12 protein-coding genes are annotated in these 14,670 nt (G+C 66.7%); 4 read left to right on the top strand and 8 right to left on the bottom strand.

The features are described 5' to 3' along the window. Positions 1–388: 388 nt before the first annotated feature. Together E1263_RS24840 and E1263_RS24835 are read left to right on the top strand one after the other, a co-directional pair. Positions 389–916, top strand: coding sequence for a MarR family winged helix-turn-helix transcriptional regulator (locus E1263_RS24840; protein WP_132171411.1), 528 nt, complete (start codon positions 389–391; stop codon positions 914–916). A 117-nt stretch (positions 917–1,033) separates the two neighbouring features. Next, positions 1,034–2,593 carry a molybdopterin-dependent oxidoreductase gene (locus E1263_RS24835; RefSeq protein ID WP_132171409.1) on the top strand — a complete coding sequence of 520 codons (1,560 nt, stop codon included), beginning with the start codon at positions 1,034–1,036 and terminating at the stop codon, positions 2,591–2,593. Here the strand turns inward: E1263_RS24835 and E1263_RS24830 are convergent. Next, entirely contained in the window at positions 2,574–3,185 is a 612-nt protein-coding gene (locus tag E1263_RS24830) for a TetR/AcrR family transcriptional regulator (protein ID WP_132171407.1), read from the bottom strand. The genes E1263_RS24835 and E1263_RS24830 overlap by 20 nt on opposite strands. Before the next feature lie 71 nt (positions 3,186–3,256). Between E1263_RS24830 and E1263_RS24825 the strand changes: the two genes are divergently transcribed. Both E1263_RS24825 and E1263_RS24820 read left to right on the top strand, forming a co-directional pair. Beyond that, a complete protein-coding gene (locus E1263_RS24825) occupies positions 3,257–3,877 on the top strand; it encodes a P-loop NTPase family protein (RefSeq protein WP_238161514.1) in 621 nt (206 codons plus the stop codon). Continuing rightward, positions 3,874–5,937 (top strand): YhgE/Pip domain-containing protein, encoded by a 2,064-nt coding sequence (locus E1263_RS24820; RefSeq protein WP_132171405.1) that lies wholly within the window; start codon positions 3,874–3,876, stop codon positions 5,935–5,937. Before E1263_RS24825 ends, E1263_RS24820 begins: the two co-directional genes overlap by 4 nt. On the opposite strand, the gene E1263_RS24815 is transcribed toward E1263_RS24820, so the two are convergent. The 7 genes from E1263_RS24815 to E1263_RS24785 form a co-directional block, all read right to left on the bottom strand. Further along, positions 5,934–7,148 carry a hypothetical protein gene (locus E1263_RS24815; protein WP_132171404.1) on the bottom strand — a complete coding sequence of 405 codons (1,215 nt, stop codon included), beginning with the start codon at positions 7,146–7,148 and terminating at the stop codon, positions 5,934–5,936. The two genes, E1263_RS24820 and E1263_RS24815, sit on opposite strands and share 4 nt — an antisense overlap. Before the next feature lie 26 nt (positions 7,149–7,174). Then, positions 7,175–7,993 (bottom strand): carbohydrate ABC transporter permease, encoded by an 819-nt coding sequence (locus tag E1263_RS24810; protein WP_132171402.1) that lies wholly within the window; start codon positions 7,991–7,993, stop codon positions 7,175–7,177. Positions 7,994–8,004: 11 nt separating this feature from the next. Next, the gene (locus E1263_RS24805) at positions 8,005–8,895 is read right to left on the bottom strand and encodes a carbohydrate ABC transporter permease (RefSeq protein ID WP_132171400.1); all 891 of its coding nucleotides are present in this window, start codon (positions 8,893–8,895) and stop codon (positions 8,005–8,007) included. Between the two features lies 1 nt (position 8,896). Further along, the gene (ngcE, locus tag E1263_RS24800; protein ID WP_165956738.1) at positions 8,897–10,276 is read right to left on the bottom strand and encodes an N-acetylglucosamine/diacetylchitobiose ABC transporter substrate-binding protein; all 1,380 of its coding nucleotides are present in this window, start codon (positions 10,274–10,276) and stop codon (positions 8,897–8,899) included. Positions 10,277–10,388: 112 nt separating this feature from the next. Continuing rightward, the gene (locus tag E1263_RS24795) at positions 10,389–11,057 is read right to left on the bottom strand and encodes an N-acetylmannosamine-6-phosphate 2-epimerase (protein ID WP_132171396.1); all 669 of its coding nucleotides are present in this window, start codon (positions 11,055–11,057) and stop codon (positions 10,389–10,391) included. Continuing rightward, positions 11,054–11,947, bottom strand: coding sequence for an N-acetylglucosamine kinase (locus E1263_RS24790; protein WP_132171394.1), 894 nt, complete (start codon positions 11,945–11,947; stop codon positions 11,054–11,056). The genes E1263_RS24795 and E1263_RS24790 overlap by 4 nt, the downstream gene beginning before the upstream one ends. Beyond that, positions 11,944–14,604 (bottom strand): hypothetical protein, encoded by a 2,661-nt coding sequence (locus E1263_RS24785; RefSeq protein WP_132171392.1) that lies wholly within the window; start codon positions 14,602–14,604, stop codon positions 11,944–11,946. The genes E1263_RS24790 and E1263_RS24785 overlap by 4 nt, the downstream gene beginning before the upstream one ends. Between the last annotated feature and the right edge of the window lie 66 nt (positions 14,605–14,670).

Here is a 14,670-nt window from a genome sequence, read left to right as displayed (position 1 = left end):
CTCGAATCCCACGGCCGCGGCCACCCCCAGCCGCGGCCGTGGGATTCGAGAGGTGCGTGGGCTCGGATCCACCCCCGGCCACCACCACGACGATGCCGCAGAGGACAACGGCGGCGACGACGATGGCGGCCGCGACAAAGCCCGGCCCGAACGGTCTGCTGCTGTCGTTCTCACTCATCCCGAATCCCCCAGCCTGTGGTCGAAACCTGCCATGCCAAGAGAATGCACCGATTGCCGGAATCGCCGCGGAAGTTATCCACAGGCACCCGCCAAACTGGTCTGGCCAGGTGCTCGGTTACGCTCAGGAACTTTGCGGGTGACGGTCGATCTGTAGCCAAAAGGTCACCCCGTGTAGCGAAGTCAACTCGTCAGCTACTAGAGTCCGCGCATGACCATCGCGCCTTCGCTTTGCTCGCCCCTAGCGCTCGCCGATGCAGAACCCACCCGCGCCGCGGAACCCTGGGAGAGCGACGTCATCACGGCCTACGGTCTGTTGCGGGAAGCCGCAGCCGAGCTGGACCAGTTGATGCGGCACTCTCTCAAGCGCAGTGGTCTGCAAATGGCAATGTTCGAACTGTTGCTGCGGCTGGCCCGCAGCCACGGGGAGAAGCAGCGTTTGACCTCCCTGGCCCGGGAGCTGACCGTCACGACCGGCGGCATCACCCGGCTCGTCGACCGTGCCGAGAACCTCGGCCTGGTTCGACGTGAGCCATGTCCTGACGACGCCCGCGGTTCGTACGCGGTGCTCACCGAGGAGGGGAAGCGGCGGCTGCGTGAAGCACTGCCGGATCACCTCCTGGAGATCGACAGCCTGTGGATGTCGCAGCTGTCCGACGAGCGCGACGTCGTGCTCGGCAAGCTGCGCCGGGTCCGGGACAACGCACGGCGCTGGCCCAACGGCCGGCCCGCACTCTGACAAAGAGCGCACCAAGGCGAGCAGTAAACCAGCAAGTACAACTTCAACGGATTACCCGGAACTAACGGATGGGGCGCTCGGCTGGTGTCGGGCGCCCCTCCGCGTCAAGGTTGAGATGTGAATCAGAAGCTGGCCGAGCGCGAGCAACAGACCGAACGCCAAGCCGACGGTCGCCGGGCGACCCGATGGCGTGGTGCGGTGGGCGGCATCCTGGCCGCTCTCGCAGGTCTGGCCGTGGGCAATGTGGCCGCCGGTGTCCTCGGCACGTCCCAGACTCCGGTCGTAGCGATCGGCTCGGCCTTCATCGATCGCGTGCCGCCGTGGCTGAAAGAACTCGCGATCTCCTGGTTCGGCACGAACGACAAGACCGCGCTCCGCGTCGGCATTCTGGTCGTCCTGCTGGCGCTCGCCGCGGTTGGCGGCATCCTCGCCGTACGGCGCTATTGGGCCGGCGCGCTGGTGGTCGTCGTACTGGGTGGGGTGGCCGTTGCGGCCGCGATGACCCGTGCGGACGCTGGCCAAACCGGATTCGTCCCGTCGGCAGTCGCTGGTCTGACCGCACTCGGGATCCTCAGGCTCTACACCTCGCGACTCGAGCCACTCCTCGACTTCCCCGATGACGGCCCCAGCCGCCGGGGCTTCCTGCAACTGTCGGCCGGGGTCGGGCTCGGCGCGGTCGCGATCGGCGCGCTCGGGAAGGTGGTCGGCGGCAACCGTACGGCGGTCGCCGACGCCCGCCGGGATCTGACCATCCCGCAACCGCCGTCGCTCGACCCACCTCCCGGCGCGCAGGCTGAGGGCGCGACGCCGTGGGCGACGCCGAACGAGGACTTCTACCGCATCGACACCGCGTTGTCGGTCCCGCAGATCATGCCGTCGGACTGGAAGCTGCGGATCCACGGCATGGTCGGCAAGGAACTGAATCTGACGTTCGACGACCTGCTGAAGCGTCAGGTCGTGCACAAGTGGGTCACGTTGACCTGCGTGAGCAACGAGGTCGGCGGTGACCTGATCGGGAACGCGTTGTGGACCGGCGTTCTGCTCAAGGATCTCCTCGAAGAGGCCGAGCCGTCGAAGGACGCCGATGCGATCCAGTCGATGTCGAAGGACGGCTTCACCGCCGGTACGCCGCTCAGTACGCTGCTCGACGATCGCCAGTCGATGCTCGCGTTCGCGATGAACGGTGAGCCGCTGCCGGTCGAACACGGCTTCCCGGTGCGGATCGTCGTACCGGGTCTGTACGGGTATGTGTCGGCGACGAAGTGGCTGGTCGACATCGAGGTGACGCGGTTCGATCAGTTCGAGGCGTACTGGACGCCGCGCGGCTGGTCGGCGCTCGGGCCGATCAAGCTGTCGTCGCGGATCGACGTACCGCTCGGCAAGAAGGTGACCGCCGGACCGACGACCGTGGCCGGCGTGGCGTGGGACCAGCATGTCGGGGTGTCGAAGGTCGAGGTCCGCGTCGATGGTGGCCCTTGGCAACAAACGACACTGGCCGCCGACGCGTCGACCGACACCTGGCGGCAATGGCACTGGAGCTGGGACGCACCGCGCGGCACGCACATCCTGCAGGTGCGCGCGGTCGATGCGAAGGGCACTCCGCAGATCGAGGCCTCCGCGCCGCCGGCACCGGATGGCTCGACCGGCCTGCACACGATCAGCGTGAAGGTCGACTGACCGCGTCGAGAACGATCGGCAGGAAGGCGTGCTCGAGTGAACCCGCGGGCACGTCGGACGGCTCGAGCAGGCTCTGTGAGCGCGCGCCCTCGTGCACCGCGATCACGAGCCGCACGAACTGCTCGGCCGGCACGCTGAACTGCAGGTGACTCGCAGCCGAAATCTCCTCGACCAACCGGGTCAGGCTGGCCCGAAACATCGCGCGCTGCTCATTCAGCGCCCGCGCCGCGTCGGGATTGCGCAACGCGTGCAAAGTGAACTCTGTCGAGATCAGGTGCCATTGCCGCTGATCGCCGATAGCCTCGTCGAGCAACCCCAGTACGGCGTCCAGCAGCGTGCCGGGCTGATTCGCGAGATCGGGGAGCAGCGCCTCGATCTGCTCGAGCAGCCGGTCGGTCGTTGCCTGGAACAACGCTAGGACCAGCTCGTCCTTGGAGCCGAAGTTCGAGTAGAACGCCCCTCGGGTGAACCCGGCCTGGTCGCAGATGTCCTCCACGGAGGCGCCGGCGAAGCCGCGCTCGGCGAAGACTTCCAGCGCGCCTTCCAGTAAGCGGGCCCGGGTGGCGGTACGACTGCGCTTGGGTGTTTCCATAAGAGTAGGATACAGTTCTGTATTGAATACACAACCGTATTGAACTGCCTGAGAAAAAGATGGAGCTCAAGATGCAGCTCGAGGCCACCGGGGTCAGCGTGTTCGGTCCGCACGCGCCGATGCTGACCGGCACGTCGGTGTCGGTCGACGAGAAGCAGGTCATCCTGCTGACCGGCTACCCCGGCCCCGCGCACGTTGCTGCCGCGCTGGCGCTCTCCGGGCGGCTCAAGCCGGATACCGGCGAGGTCACCCTCCAGGGCTCCTCAGATCCCGCAGTGCTGCGTCGCCGGGTCGCTGTGGTCGACGCGCCAGGGATCACCGAGCCGGACGACGCACTGCCTGTTCAGACGGTTGTCGGCGAGGAGCTGGCGATGGCCGGCCACAAAGCCGGCCGGAAGGCCGTACTGCAGTGGCTGACGGAGCACGGCGCCGCCGAGCACGCCGACAAGCGCTTCGAGCACCTCCCCGTTGCCGCCCGCACCAGACTGCTCGCAGAGCTGACCGTGGCCCGGCCGGACGTGAAGGTCGTCATTCTGACGATGCCCGACCGCCATGGTGGCGATCCGCACGAGTGGTACGCGCTGGGCCGGGATCTGGCCGACCGGGGCTACGGAGTCCTGATCACGTGCGCAGATACGTCCGCCAGGTTGCTCGACGTACCCGCTGATCAAGTTGAGGAGATGAAGGCGTGACCGCGCTCCGGATGGCCCTGAGTGAGCTGCGGCGGCTGACCGCCGGCCGGCTGCCCAAGCTGGCCGTGATTGCCCTGCTGCTCGTCCCGGTCCTGTACGGCGGCCTGTATCTCTACGCGAACCACGATCCGTACGGCCGGCTCAACCAGATCCCGACCGCGGTCGTGGTCGAGGACGAAGGCACCACGCTGGCGACCGGCGAGAAGCTGAACGTCGGGCCGCAGGTGGCCGAGGAGCTGGTCAAGTCGAAGAGCTTCGGCTGGCACCAGGTCACCCGGGGCGAGGCGACCAAGGGCGTCTCGGACGGCAAGTACGAGTTCGCCCTGGTGCTGCCCAAGACGTTCTCCGGCGACCTGGCCTCCAGTGCGGAATTCAAGCCGCGGCAGGCAAACCTGGAGCTGCTGACCAACGACGCGAACAACTACATCGCGCACACCATCGCCAACCAGGTAGTTGCCCAGGTCACCAAGACTGTGGCATCGCAGGTGAGCGAGACGGCGGCGAGCAAGCTGCTGGCCGGCTACAACACCATCCACGGTCAGGTCAGCCAGGCCGCCTCGGGTGCTGCACAGCTTCAGGACGGTCTGGGCACGGCGTCCACTGGTGTGGGCAAGCTGCAGACCGGTGCGGGTCAACTGAACTCTGCACAGCAGCAGCTGTCCGCCGGTGCGACCAAGCTGGCCGCAGGCGCCGGCCAGGCGCAGCAGGGTGCAGCCAAACTGGCCACCGGTGCTGACCAGCTCGCTGACGGTCTGGGCACGCTCAAGAGCAAGACCGCGAGTCTCCCGAAGCAGACCAAGGCGCTGGCGAACGGCGCCGACCAGGTGGCCGACGGCAACGAGAAGATCGCCGGAGTGGGCCGTCAGGTCGCCACTGCGTCGAACGCGCTGGTCGGGGACCTCAAGGCCTTCGACAAGACGCTCGCTGCCCGTCTGAAGGCACAGGGCCTCAGCAACCACCAGATCAACCTCATCCTCGCCGAGACCGCCAAGCTGCGCGGTCCGGTCGTCCGGGCGAACACCAAGATCCAGTCGACGTCGGGTCAGCTCAACCAGCTCGCCGGTGGCGCCCGCAAGGTCTCCAACGGCGCTGCGGCGCTAGCCAAGGCCACACCGGCGCTGACGAACGGCATCAGTGCGGCAGCCAACGGCGCGCAGCAGCTCGACAGTGGCGCCACGCAGCTAAAGACCGGTCTGACGACCCTGCAGTCCGGTGCGAACCAGCTGGCCGCCGGTGAGAAGCAGGCTGTCGCCGGTCAGGGCCAACTCCTGACGGGTGTGAACAGCCTGGCCACCGGAGTGACCAAGCTGAAGGACGGCGCCACCCAGCTGAACACCGGACTGGCCAAGGGCGTCAAGGAGATCCCGAACCCGACCGCGGAGCAGCGCAAGGCAGTCGCCGAGACGCTGGGCGCACCGGTCGGCCTGCAGAACATCTCCCAGGCGAAGGCCGAGAGCTACGGCGCCGGTCTGGCACCGTTCTTCCTCTGCCTCGCCTGCTGGATCGGCGCCTACGTGCTCTTCCTGCTGGTGCGGCCGCTGTCCCCGCGGGCGCTGGCCGGCCTGCAGTCGCCGTTCCGGGTGGCGCTCGGCGGCTGGCTGCCGCCCGCCATCTTCGGAGCGATCCAGGCGACACTGGTCTTCACCGCAGTGACACTCGGCCTCGGCATCAACGCGGCACACCCGTGGCTGACCGTCGGCTTCCTGATCATCACCTCGGTCACCTTCGTCGCGATCCTGCACGCACTGGCCTCGTGGTTCGGTGCCATCGGCAAGTTCCTCGGCCTCGTGATGATGGTCGTCCAGCTGGTCAGCGCGGGCGGAACGTTCCCGTGGCAGACCATCCCCGCCCCGCTGTACTTCTTCCACCACGCGCTGCCGATGAGCTACGCGATCGACGGCGTCCGCCACCTCATGTATGGCGGCTCCACCGCCTCACTCGGCAAGGACCTGCTGGCCCTAGCCGCCTGGTTCGCCGTAGCGCTGGCCGCCTCCACCCTGGCTGCTCGCAAGCAGCGGGTGTGGCCGGCCAAGAAGCTCCAGCCGGAGCTGGCGCTCTAAGAGTTAACGAAGGTTGCAGTCTCGGTCAGTAGCTGATCGGTCGTCGGCTGGTCGAAGTAGGTGATGAGTGCCTCGTACACACCTGCTTCGGCCGCTGCCGGATCGACGACGTACCCGAAGTAGCCGTCGGTGTAGCCGACCACTCGGGTGATCGGATAGCTGCTCCGCTCCTGCAGGACCGCGCCGTGCAGAGCGAACAGCTCGACCGGCAGGTTCACCCAGCAGACGTCGCCCAAGGTGACCACGCTGACCGGCAGCTCGAGTTCGACGGGCAGTTCCACCGCAGCCATCCGCGCCTGACCCCGAGCGCCGTCCAGGCGGGTCTGCGCGATCCTGGCCGACGGATCCTCCACTCCACCGTGAATGGCCCGCTCCGAGGCCCTCACGATCGCTGCGGCGTCCTCTGTGGCAGGTAGGGATCGCACCGGCAGCCGAACCGTCGTACGACGGATGGTCGGCGCAACCTGGGGCAGTTCGAGCCCTGGCCCGGCTAGTGCTTCGCGGACTCGGGATGCGAGCAGCTCCCCCAGCCTGGTGATCTCTGCGGCACCACGTCCCTGCCGGGTGAAGCGAGGGCTGACGTCACCGGCCGCACCCTGCAGATAGCCGACCACCGCCGGCCCAAGCGCCGCTCGGGCCGCACCCGGCCAGTCAGCCGAGTACAGCAAGTTCTCCGGCCCGTACGTCGTCGGGTGGCAAGCGAAGTCGAGCAGCACCGCCCGCAGTGAGCCAGCCGGTGAGTGCAGTGCCAGCACACCGGCCGTGTTGTCGTGCGGACCGTCCGCCCGATGCCGGTTGGTCCCGACCCCGGTCACCTCAACCGAACGCCACGACGCCACCACCGCCTCCCGATCCAGTACGGCGTTCGCCACCGCCGAGATGAGTGGTTCGTACAGGTCCGCCTCACGCTCAGCCGGAATGACCGGGTGGATCTGGCCGGTCCACCCGCTCGGACCAGAGTGCGTGTGCGACGCCGAGACGACCACATGCGCTGCTGGGATACCAGCGGCCCGGCCGGCGGCGGCGGACAGTTCGGCGGTCAACTCTGCGCCAACCGCGATCGCGTCCAGGGTCAACCACAGCACGCCGGGATCGTTCGCCGTACTGAGCCAGATGAGGGTGGCGCGGAGTGGGTCAGCGGTACCGGCCGCGGTGGCGGTCCGGGCTGCGTACCCGTCCAGGCGGTGGCCTGGTGGGGGTGTGACGTCCAACGATGTCGCTGCTAGTAAAAGGTGTGTCACTTGAGGGCTCCTGCGGTCATACCGGCACTGATCTGCCGATGAAAAGCAAGGTAGACCGCGAGCACCGGAATGATCGAGATCGTCAGTCCGGCGAACAGTCCGGAGAAGTCACTGTGGTACCCCTGCGTCACAGCAATATTCGCCAGCCCCTGGGTGACCAGGTAGCGGTTCTCGTCGGTGTTCAGGACCAGCGGCAGCAGGTATTCGTTCCACATACCGAGGAACTGGAAGATGCCGATGCTCACGAGGCCCGGCCGGGCCAGCGGCAGCATGATGCGGAACAGCACGCCCCAATGTGAGCAGCCGTCGACGAGCGCGGCCTCGGCGAGGTCCTTGGACTGGGTCTTGAAGAACGCGGTCAGGAAGAACACCGAGAACGACATCCCGCCGGTGGCGTAGACCAGGATCAGTCCGAGATAGCTGTTCATCAGACCGAGGTTCTGCACCACGAAGAACAGCGGCACCAGCGCGAGGAAACCTGGGAACACCATGCCGCCGACAAAGACGTAGTACAGGGCCTTGCTGCCGGGGAACTCGAACTGGGCCAGCACGTACGCGACGGCGGCCGAGAGCAGCAGGCAGAGCAGGACGCCGCCGGTCACGACGATCACGCTGTTGAAGAAGTACCGGCCGATGTGTGACTCGTTCCAGGCGCGGGAGAAGTTGTCCCAGTGCCAGACCGACGGCAGACTCCACGGGCTGCGAAAGATGTCTGCGTCGGACTTGAACGAGCTCAGTACCGACCACAACAGAGGGAACAGCACCATCGCGGCCCAGACGAAGGCAAACCCCTGGCCAGCAACACGCCGAGTCATCGAGACACCCCTTAGTAGACGACTCGCTCGCGGCGGGTGAGCCGGAACGTGAGCAGGGTCAGGATCATGTTCAGTGCGAACAGCGTCACGCCGATCGCCGACGCGTAGCCGAACTTCCCGTACGAGAACGCGTTCGTGTACATGTACAGCGAGATCACCTGCGTGGCGTCGCCCGGACCGCCCGGACCGACCGACAGCACCTTGATCAGCGCGAACTGGTCCAGGGCCCCAATCACCAGGAACGCGATCGCGACCTGGACGGTGTTCCAGATCAGCGGCAGCGTGATCCGGAAGAATGACTGGAGCGGACTGGCGCCGTCCAGCAGCGCGGCCTCGTACAGCTCCTTCGGGATCGCGGCCATCGCGGCAGTGAACAGGACGACGTAGAAGCCGACCCCGCCCCAGACCACGACGGCCATGATCGAGGCGAGCGCGGTGTCACGGCCGCCGAGCCAGAGGTTGGCCAGATCGCCGAGCCCGATCGCGCGGAGGAAGCCGTTCAGCAGGCCGCTGCGCGGTTCGAAGATGAACTGCCACAGCACGCCGACCACTGCGATCGACAGCACGCTCGGGAAGAAGTAGACAACCTTGTAGAACTTCGCGCCGGGAATGCCGCCGCGGTAGTTGAGGATCGCGGAGAAGAACAGCGACAGCGTGACGATCACCGTCGGCAGACTGACCAGCAGGAACAGGTTGTGCCGCAACGCCACCCAGAACACCGGATCGTGGAACAGCGTGACGAAGTTGTCGAAGCCGATGTAGCGATAGCTCGCCGACAAGCCTTCCCAATCCGTGAATGCGATCGGAAAGGCTTGCAGGTAAGGCGAAACCACGAACACCGCATAGAGGCCGAGCGGAATCAGCAGCAGGCCGATGACGAAGCGGTACTTGCCGTGGTGCATCTCAGACGTGGTACTTCTTGATCGACGGATCCTTCGCGGTCTCGTCGGCGTACTTCTGCATCTGCTTGCTCCACTCGTCGGGCGTCTGGTCGCCGCTCATCAGCACGCCCACCGAGCTCTCGAAGTTGGTCAGCAGTTTCTGGTACCAGAGCCGGAACTGCCAGTCGCTGAACATGTTCGTCCCGGCCTCGTTGACGGCCTTCTGCATCGACGCGGCCGCGGACGACATCGGTACGCCGTCGGTGCCACCCTTCACGACAACCGGCGAGTTGGTCAGCTTGGCGAAGTTCTGCATGCACTGCTTCGACAGCATGATCCGCAGCAGCTCCAGGCCACCCAGCGGATTCTTGGCCTGAGCCGGCACGATCAGCGCGCCACCGGGGCCGCCGGTCACAGTCTCGTACGGCGCTTTGTCGTCCTTCGACCACCCTGGTACGGGCGCCATTGTCATCCCGAAGTCCTTCGGGGCGATGGTGCCGAGTTCGTTCTCCAGCCAGCCACCACACGGAATGAAGACGGCCTTGCCCTGGGCCCAGTAGGTCTGCGACTGCGTGTGCGACAGCGCCTGCGTTCCTTCGAGCAGGTAGCCCTTGCTCGCCAGCTCTTGGTAGCCCTCAGCGGCCTGGATGATCGCGGGATCGCGCCACGCGTTCGGTTCCAGGTTGTCGATCTTCTTCTTCAGCTCCGGACCGGCCGCCTTGTACGCCGTCATCAGCAACGGGTTGGCCAGGTAGCCGGGGAACTTCCCCTGGTACGTCCACGGCGCGAGCCCGGCCTTCTTGATCTCGGCGCAGAGCGCGATCATCTCGTCCCAGTGCTTCGGGTAGGTCCAGCCGTGCTTGTCCAGCAGCGGCTGGCTGTACCAGATCCCGCCGACGCCGAACACGTACGGCATCTCGTACTTGACCCCGTCGTACCGGCCGGCCTCGGCGACGCCGGGCAGCAGCGTGTCCTTCACCTTGACGCCCGGCTGGTCGAAGGACTCCATCTCGAGCAGCGGACCGAGATCGTAGAGCTGCTTCTTCGCCACCAGCGAGGCACCGTCGAGGCCGACGTTCTCGATCAGGTCGGGCGGTGTCCCCTGGATGAAGCGCGGCTGCAACTGCTGCTTGAGCTCCTGGCCGCTGGTCAGCTTCACGGCGGCCTGCGGAAACTCCTTGCGGTACAGGTCGAGCGGCATCTCGGTCCACTTCTTGCCATACCCGCCGTCGAAGTTGAAGAACTCCAGCGGCTTGCTGCCGTCGACCTTCGCCCCGAGGGTCGGCGCCGGGGCCGACTTCTCCACGACCGGCTTCGCACAGGACGCCAGCGCACCCACAGCCGGCGCCGCGAGCGCGACTCGGAGAAGGGTACGGCGATCGACCTTGCCGTCTGTGCTCATGTGACGCGTCCTCTCCAGGGATGTCGGTTGGGACATGGATACGCCCGCACGGCCGCGCTACGGAAGAGGATTCGATCTGGATCGACAAGATGGAGTAGACCACTCTGATGAGTTATGCGACGGGGATCGCGCTCACCAAGCGGGCGGTGATGTCCATCGGATTGGTGATCGCGTAACCGACCACGACGGCGTACGCGCCTGCATCGCAGACTGCACGGACGTCGTCCGGCGTACGAACCCTGCCTTCGGCAACGACCGGGCAGTCCAGCTCGGCCACGAGCCGACGGACCAGCTCGATGTCTGGTCCGCTCGGAGTATGCCCATTGGTATAGCCGGAGAGCGTCGATGCGACCAGGTCGGCGCCCGCGTCTCGAGCAGCGATACCGGCCGCGAGAGTGTCGACATCAGCAAGGACCGGTACGCCGAGTTCTGCGTGGATGCGGGCGATTTGCTGATCCAGCCGCTGTCCGTCCGGGCGTGGTCGCCGCGTTCCGTCGAGGGCGATCAGATCGGCGCCGGCGTGCACGATGTCGATGGCCGACTCAAAGGTTGGGGTGATGAAGACGCCGCTGGGGTCGCCGAGTTTCTGGATCCCGATGATCGGGAGATCGGTGACTTCGCGGATCGCGGCGATGTCTCTCGCGCCGTTCGCGCGGATCGCTCCGGCGCCGCCGGCTTCGGCGGCACGGGCCATCAGAGCCATCGATTCCGGGGCGTGCAACGGGTTGCCGGGGGCGGACTGGCAGGACACCACCAAGGTGCCCGGGGCAAGGGTTCTCATAGTTTCCTTTGAATGACCGTCAGATCGGCGTAGGGTCCTGGCGCGCTCGTTGCCAGCCGCTCCGCGCCATCCAGCGACGATCCGGCCGCTTCGGTCAGTTGGGCACGGGTGGACAGTTTCTGGCGGACGGGGTCGAGCAGTTGATCACCAGCACCCGCGAACAACCCACCAACACACGCCACCGGTACTGGTCCGTCGCCCGCCAGTTTCGCCACGGCTGCGTCAATCGTCTCGGCGATATCCGCGGCCGCTCGCGACAAGATGCCCTCGGCAACCACATCACCTTCCGCTGCACAGCGCAGTACCGACGGGGCGAACCGCGCGACATCGTCAACCAGCGTTGGTGAGCGGTAGAACGTCACCGGATCCAGCGCAGTATCGGCGAGCTTGGTGACCGCCCCTCGGCCATCCCGAGCCTTCTGCACGGCGACCAGCCCGGCGCGCCCGATCGCGAACGCACTCCCCGCGTCGCCGAACAGATACCCATGCCCGTCGAGCTTGTGCCAACTCCCGTCCCGATCGACCGCCAGACACACCAGCCCAGTCCCCGCAGCCACCACCACGCCGTACCCGTCGGCCAGGGCCCCCGCATGCGCAGTCACCATGTCCTGCGTCACTCGAACCTCATCCGCAGCCAGCAGGTCGAGCACCCTCCCAGCAAACGCCGCAGCCGCCCCCGGTTCCGGCGGAAAGCCGGTCAGCCCGAGCGCGACCACGCCAACTGGTTCCACCAGTCCTGCGTCGGCCGCGGCCTCGCGGATCGCATCCAGCATCCGCTCGTTCGCGGCTGCGCCGTGGGTGTAGCCGGGCCCGCTGCCGGTGCGGCCGGTGGGGAGGACGCGGAGGCGGAGGGCGGACTGGCCGCCGTCCACAGCGAGGTTGACCTTCATGCGGTGATCCAGTGGGAGTAGTCCTGCCAGGGAAGGTGCCAGCGATTGACCTTGCGGGTACGGCGGTCCTGGCCGGCGGCGTCGTTGGCAACCAGGCGCACGGAGCCCAGCTGCTCGTCGTACAGGACTGCTGGTGAGCCGGTGAACTGCAGGGTGCCGACCTGTTCCCAGGGAGTGTGGCCGCCGCGGACGTCGATCATCGAGCAGTGGTGGATGTGGTGGTCCTCGCCGAGCGCGTAGACCTCGATGGCGTTGGCGCCGAGGTTGAAGGCGACGACCGGCTCGTCGGCCAGGACCAGGTCGCCGATCTGCTGCCAGCGACCTTGGCCGACGCGGTCGTCGAGGTAGGTGTGGTGCAGATGCCCGTCGGCGCCGCGAACGTAGATCTCGTAGGCGCCCACAGGCTCGTTGCGCGCCCACACCGGCTCACCGGCTGCAACCAGCTCACCAAGCACAGCCTGTACGCCGTTCTGTGTCCGCACGACCCGACCATCGGGGCGCCGGGCGAAGGTGGCCGGTGCCGGTTGTCCAGCCTGGATCGCGTCGAATTCCGCCCGAATTGACGCCGACAGACTGGACAGACCGGCACCGGGGTCAGGTTCAGGGAAGAAGGTGTCCCCGGTCAGGTAGAGCATGGCGCCGACGATCGAGGGGGCGACCGACCAGCCGGTCTCCACGCAGTACGGGCCCCAGCCGAGGTCGGCGTTCGAGCCGAAGTACTCCCAGGACTCGAAGTCGAAGGCGCGCTGCCAGGTCCCGTGCAGCTGCTCGTCGTCCGGGTCGTCGATTTGGATCCGGCTCAGGTAGTCGAGCACGCCTTCCGCCAACTCCCCGAACACCGGCTCGCCGGTCACCCGATACGCCAGCGGCAGCGCCCAGGCCGCGAACGGCGTTCCGTACAGCTGATCCGTGACGCTGTCGCCGTTCACGGTGAAGATCGATGCCTCGTCGACCCCATATGCCTCGTTGCTCGGCGGGCACTTCCCGTCCCATTCGGCGAACCCGCCGTCCGGCCCCTGGCGACTCTGCAGGTACGCAGCCAGCGAGCGCATCGTCTCCAGATACAACGGCTTCTTCGTGTACTGATACGCGCCAACCAGCGGCAGCAGGAACCGCCCGGCCTCGCACGTCCGGCTCGTCTCCAACCGGGCCCGCGGATGACGACTCGCCATGTGATCGAGCCCACGAGTGGCAGTGTCGAGATAGCGCTGATCACCGGTCAACCCGTAGGCGTAGAGATACGCGCTTTGCGCCGAGCTCTGCCAATGCGAGGTGAGGTCCAGCCCGTCCTCGATCGGCGCCTGCGCGATCCCGTCCCAACCCTTGACCAGCAGAGTGGACGGCGTCCGCCACGGATCGACCTGCAGTCCGAGCTCGTCGCTCGCTGTCCGGATCAGCGCCTCGACGCCACGCAGACCGGGTGCGACATGACCCGACATCAAGGCAAACAACGAGATCCAGCCGTTGTCATCGGCAAACAAGTTGTTGGTGCCGGTCAGATCCGTCCGCGCACCTCGCGGTTCGAACGAGCCGAACAACTGGTTGCGGTCGGTGAGCTGTTCCTCCTCGACGACCAGCCGCATCAGATTGTCGGCGATCACCTTCCCCCGCGGGAAGTCGGCGAGGTCGGCGTACATGCGGAACGCGTGGGCAGTCTGGGTGAAGCAGTCACCCCGCGGTACCGGCCGGAACGGAAGCTTGCCCTCAGCATCGATCTCGTTCGAGAACCCTTCGGCGACGCCCTTCGAGCCATCGGGCGCGTCGTAGAACATCCCGGCCCGGTCATACCAGGCGATCGCCCGGTCGACCATCCGCCGATACCGTTCCGCCCGCGACCCAACCGCGACGGTGACCTGCTGATTCCCGGCAGTGAAGGTATGGTCCCCGTCGGCCAGGTACTGCGGCTCGGACTCGAACCGGCCAGGCTTCGTCTCCACCAGGTCGAGTTCCGCATCCGGCTTGATGTTCGACCGAACCACGAGCTTGACCGGCTCACCCGTCGCCACCCAGACTCGCGGCTCGGTGAACACCTCGAGATCCTCAGCCAGCTGCACCCCGGTCAGTTGCCCGATGATCACCTGCAGGAGGCGACGCCAACGCCGTACGGGCTTGTAGCGGCCTTTGACATGGTGACTGAGCGCGGTGGTTGCGTAGAGCAACCGGCCATCGCCGACCGGGATGTCGAGGAGCGCCGGGAAGGTGACCTCCGACGGCCCGAAAACCGCTTCATGCGTCCCGGCGATGGAACCGTAGCTGCACAGCTCGACCGCGTTGCTCGGAGCAACCACTTCCTGCGCCCGCGACGAATGCTCGTCGAGGATCTGCAGCGGCTCGATCCCGGCCAGCGCCGCGGTCGTGAAGATACGCTCGATATGCGCCGTCCGGATCTCCCCCGCCGGCAAGAACCCGGTGTCATCGAGGGCAAACTCCACGTACGCCGACCCGCCCGCGCGCACGTAGTCCGCCAGCCCGGTCACGTCCAGCGGCTCGGGCTCCGGATAACGCCCGGCCACCACGATCACTGCCTCGTACGACGAGAGGTCCAGCGGAAGGTCGTCGTACCGGGTCCAGGAGAGACCGGAGTGGTCGAGTGCGGCCGCGAAAGCGGCAGCGGGGCCCGGCGGGCCGATCACAGCGACAGGCGCAGATGCGGTCACCGCAACACTCTCCCCGACCGAGCGCAGCCGGTAAAGCACCTCAGGTAGACCACTCGGGCTCCATCC

The sequence above is a fragment of the Kribbella antibiotica genome (genome assembly GCF_004349055.1).
Classification (GTDB): Bacteria; Actinomycetota; Actinomycetes; order Propionibacteriales; family Kribbellaceae; genus Kribbella; species Kribbella antibiotica.
This window is presented reverse-complemented; position numbering and strand designations above follow the sequence as displayed.

Coding starts and splice junctions, on each gene's coding strand:
- E1263_RS24840 (WP_132171411.1), top strand. CDS start 389: ATGACCATCGCGCCTTCGCTTTGCTCGCCCCTAGCGCTCGCCGATGCA.
- E1263_RS24830 (WP_132171407.1), bottom strand. CDS start 3,185: ATGGAAACACCCAAGCGCAGTCGTACCGCCACCCGGGCCCGCTTACTG.
- E1263_RS24825 (WP_238161514.1), top strand. CDS start 3,257: ATGCAGCTCGAGGCCACCGGGGTCAGCGTGTTCGGTCCGCACGCGCCG.
- E1263_RS24810 (WP_132171402.1), bottom strand. CDS start 7,993: ATGACTCGGCGTGTTGCTGGCCAGGGGTTTGCCTTCGTCTGGGCCGCG.
- E1263_RS24805 (WP_132171400.1), bottom strand. CDS start 8,895: ATGCACCACGGCAAGTACCGCTTCGTCATCGGCCTGCTGCTGATTCCG.
- ngcE (WP_165956738.1), bottom strand. CDS start 10,276: ATGAGCACAGACGGCAAGGTCGATCGCCGTACCCTTCTCCGAGTCGCG.
- E1263_RS24795 (WP_132171396.1), bottom strand. CDS start 11,057: ATGAGAACCCTTGCCCCGGGCACCTTGGTGGTGTCCTGCCAGTCCGCC.
- E1263_RS24790 (WP_132171394.1), bottom strand. CDS start 11,947: ATGAAGGTCAACCTCGCTGTGGACGGCGGCCAGTCCGCCCTCCGCCTC.